The sequence below is a fragment of the Azospirillum brasilense genome (assembly GCF_008365405.1).
Taxonomy (GTDB): Bacteria; Pseudomonadota; Alphaproteobacteria; order Azospirillales; family Azospirillaceae; genus Azospirillum; species Azospirillum brasilense_D.
The window spans coordinates 1-4,335 of the sequence record NZ_QOKV01000056.1 but is presented as its reverse complement, the minus strand read 5'-3'; the positions used below and the strand labels follow the sequence as shown (position 1 = coordinate 4,335).

Sequence of the window (4,335 nt, the reverse complement as noted above, 5' to 3'; positions counted from 1 at the left end):
AACAGCACGTCGTTGCCGGCCCCGCCGTTCAGCAGGTCGTCGCCCGCTCCGCCGAACAGCGTGTCGTCGCCGTCCTCGCCCAGCAGCGTGTCGTCGCCGTCGCCGCCGCTGGCCAGGTCGTCGCCCTCACCCAGCCCGATCAGGTCGCGGCCAGCCCCGCCCAGCGCCGTGTCGTTGCCCGACCCGCCGCTGATCGTGTCGTCGCCCGCGTCGCCGACCAGAAGGTCGTTGCCCTCCTCGCCGAACAGCAGGTCGTCGCCCGACCCGCCGACCACCGTGTCGTCGCCCTCGTTGCCGGTCAGCGTGTCGGCGCCCTCCTCGCCGAACAGGATGTCGGCGCCCGTCCCGCCGAAGCCGCGGTCGTTGCCGGTGCCGCCGCCGATCAGATCGTCGCCCGACCCGCCGAGCAGCCAGTCGTCGCCCTCGCCGCCGTGCACCACGTCGTCGCCGTCGTCGCCATACAGCGTGTCGTTGCCGCCGGCGCTGGCGATCGTGTCGTTGCCACCGCCGCCGTGCAGGATGTCGTCGCCGGCCCCCAGATACATGTACTGCTCGTGGTCGTCGCCGTAGACGATCTGCTCGCCGTCGCCGCCGACCAGCGTGGCGGTGCCGACCACCGCGGCGAACTCGACGTTGTCGAGCTGGATGGTCACCGGACCGGCCACCGCCGAGGTGTTGAGCACCACCGCGGTCGGCGCCGTGCTGGCGGTGCCGGTGCCGCCCAGCGTGTTGCCGGTCACCCTGGTCCGCACCGCCTGGCCGGCCACCACCCCCGGCGCGCTGAAGTCGATGGCGCGGACCAGAAGCTGGGCCTGGGCGGACAGCACCGAGAGGAAGCCGTCGCCGCCGCCGGTCAGGGTGCCGCGCGCGGCCGTGCCCTCGTCGGTGCGCGCCTCGATGGCGGCGATCAGCCCGGTCAGCCCGGTCTGGGCCTGCGCGGCGGTCTGCCGCTCGGCGCTGCCCGAGGTGGTCACCGCCACGCCATTGGAGACGCTGACCGTCAGGGTGGTGACGGTGGACACCGCCCCGGTCTGCCGGTCGACCACCTGCTCGCGCACCACCGGCACGTCGGCCAGATCGGCGTTGGCGGTGGCGCTGTCCTCAACCCGCTCCTCGTTGCTGGCCGCGATGCTCACCGTGGTGGTGCGGCTGCCGTCGCTGCCGGTGGTGACCGTCCCGTTGACGGTGGCGCCGTCCACGGTGGCGACCGGCGGCGGGGCGATGGGGGCGGGCTTGTCCACCGTCGCGGTCAGCTTCTGCGTCGTCGCGGTGAAGGGCACCGAGGCGTTGCCCGCCGGGTCGGTCAGGCCGAGCGTGAGGGTGAGGGTGCCGTCGCCCAGGCCGGAGAGATCCAGCCCGGTCACCCGCATGGTCGGGCCGCTCATCACGCCGGAGCCGGTGACCTCGCCGCCGCCGGCCGAGGTGATCGTCCAGGTGAAGCTGGTCCCGGCCTCGCCGCCGCCGATGGTGAAGGCGGCGCTGGACTGCTCGATGGCGTCGATGCTGTCGTCCTCGAACAGCACGGTGGCCGCGGGCGCGGTGGTGTCGATGGTCAGCGACTGCGTGCCGGGACCCGAGACGTTGCCCGCCGCGTCGGTCGCCGTGGCCGAGACCGGGTTGGCGCCGTTGGGGTTCAGGCTCGGCGTGCCGGTGACCGGGACAGCCGTGGCGAGGTTGAGGCTCCAGGCGCCGCCGTTCGTCGCCGTGGTGGTGTAGGTGGCGCCGCCGATGGTGACGGTGACCGTGCTGCCGGCCTCCGCCGTGCCGGTCAGGGTCGGCGTGGTGCTGTTGGTCAGCACCGCCGAGGTCACCGCCGGAGCGTCCGGAGCGGTTGTGTCGATGACCAGCGACTGGGTGCCCGGCGCCGAGACGTTGCCCGAGGCATCGGTGGCGGTGGCCGAGACCGGGTTGGCGCCGTTGGCGTTGAGGCTGAGCGAACCGGCGGTCGGCGTCGCCGTGGCGAGGTCGATGGACCATGTCCCGCCGGTGGCGGACATGGTGTAGGTGGCTCCGCCCACCGTGACGGTCACCGTGCTGCCGGCCTCCGCCGTGCCGCCGATCACCGGGGTGGTGCTGTTGGTCAGCGCCGCGCTGGTCACCACCGGGGCATCGGGCAGCGTGGTGTCGATGGTCAGCGATTGGGTGCCGGCCGAGGACGTGTTGCCCGCCGCGTCGGTGGCGGTGGCCGAGACCGGGTTGGCACCGTTGGCGTTCAGGCTCGGCACGCCGGAGGTGGGCGTCGCCGTCGCGAGATTGACGCTCCAATTTCCACCGGTGGCGGTGGTGGTGTAGGTGGCGCCGCCGATGGTGACGGTGACCGTGCTGCCGGCCTCCGCCGTGCCGCCGATCATTGGAGTGGTGCTGTTGCTCAGCGCCGCCGAGGTCACCGCCGGAGCGTTCGGGGCCGTGGTGTCGACGGTCAGCGATTGCGTGCCGGGACCCGAGACGTTGCCCGCCGCATCGGTGGCGGTGGCCGACACGCTGTTCGTGCCGTTGGGGTTCAGGCTCAGCGAACCGGTCACCGGGGTGGCCGTGGCGAGGTCGATGCTCCACGCCCCGCCGGTGGCGGTCGTGGTGTAGGTGGCGCCGCCCACCGTGACGGTGACCGCGCTGCCGGCCTCCGCCGTCCCGGTCAGGGTCGGCATCGTGCTGTTGGTCAGCGCCGCGCTGGTCACCACCGGGGCGTTGGGCAGCGTGGTGTCGATGGTCAGCGACTGGGTGCCGGCCGAGGACGTGTTGCCCGCCGCGTCGGCTGCCGTGGCCGAGACCGGGTTGGCACCGTTGACGTTGAGGTTCAGCGAACCGGTCACCGGGGTCGCCGTGGCGAGGTCGACGGACCAGTTCCCGCCGGTGGCGATGGCGGTGTAGGTGGCGCCGCCCACCGTGACGGTCACCGTGCTGCCCGCTTCCGCCGTGCCGCCGATCACCGGGGTGGTGCTGTTGGTCAGCGCGGCGCTGGTCACCGCCGGTGCGTTCGGGGCGGTGGTGTCGATGGTCAGCGATTGGATGCCGGCCGAGGACGTGTTGCCCGCCGCGTCGGTGGCGGTGGCCGAGACCGGGTTGGCACCGTTGGCGTTCAGGCTCGGCACGCCGGAGGTGGGTGTCGCCGTCGCGAGATTGACGCTCCAGTTTCCACCGGTGGCGGTGGTGGTGTAGGTGGCGCCGCCCACCGTGATGGTGACCGTGCTGCCGGCCTCCGCCGTGCCGGTCAGGGTCGGCGTCGTGCTGTTGCTCAGCGCCGTCGTGACGGTCGGGGCGGTCGGGGCCGTCGTGTCGATGGTCAGCGACTGGGTGCCCGGCGCCGAGACATTGCCCGCCGCGTCCTTGGCGGTGACGGACACCGGGTTGGCGCCGTTGGCGTTGAGGCTCAGCACGCCGGAGGTGGGCGTCGCCGTGGCGAGGTCGATCGACCAGGTCCCGCCCGTCGCCGTGGTGCTGTAGGTCGCCCCACCCAGCGTGACGGTCACCGTGCTGCCGGCCTCGGCCGTCCCGGCCAGGGTCGGGGTGGCGTTCTTGGTCAGCGCCGCGCTGGTCACCGCCGGGGCGTCGGGCAGCGTCGTGTCGATGGTCAGCGTCTGGGTGCCGGGGTTGGACGTGTTGTTGGACGCGTCCTTGGCGGTCACGGAGACCGGGTTGGCGCCGTTGGCGTCGAGGGTCAGCACGCCGGCGGTGGGCGTCGCCGTGGCGAGGTCGATGCTCCAGGTCCCGCCGGTGGCGGTGGTGCTGTAGGTGGCGCCGCCGATGGTGACGGTCACCGTGCTGTCGGCCTCCGCCGTGCCGGCCAGGGTCGGCGTCGCGCTGTTGCTCAGCGCCGCGCTGGTGACGACCGGAACCGCGGGGGGCGTCACGTCGGCCACGCTCACCACCGTGCTGACGCCGGAGATGGTCGCGCTGCCGGTGGCGCCGCCGCTGTCGGTCAGGCCGGCGATGGCCACCGTGCGGTTGCCCAGCGTCGCCGCCCCGCTGGTGTTCTTGTAGGTGACGCCGCCGAGCAGCGCGCTCATCTGCGCGTCGCTGCGCTCCAGCCCGCCGAGGGTCACCGTGGCGACGCCGCCGACCACCGACACGGACACGCTGGCGTCGCCGCCCGCGGCCCCCAACCCGCTCAGGGTGGCGGTGGCGCCGTTGGTCAGGGCGATGTCGACCCCGCCGATGGTCAGGACCTCGGTGGCGTCCACCACGCCGCCGACGGTGAACACCGCGCCGCGGAAGCTCTGCCCCGCCTCCACCGTGGAGGCCGTCACGCCGCTGAACAGGCTGGTGGTGGCGCTGTCCACCCCGACGCCGAAGGTCTTGGCTCCGCCGGTCGCGGTCAGGGTCGGCACGGCGTCGACG

Annotated in this window: 1 protein-coding gene; it reads right to left on the bottom strand. The window is 73.5% G+C overall.

Going from position 1 to position 4,335, the window contains the following annotated elements:
• A partial coding sequence (locus DS837_RS31590; RefSeq protein WP_247890235.1) for a beta strand repeat-containing protein occupies window positions 1–4,335 on the bottom strand: 4,335 nt, incomplete at both ends.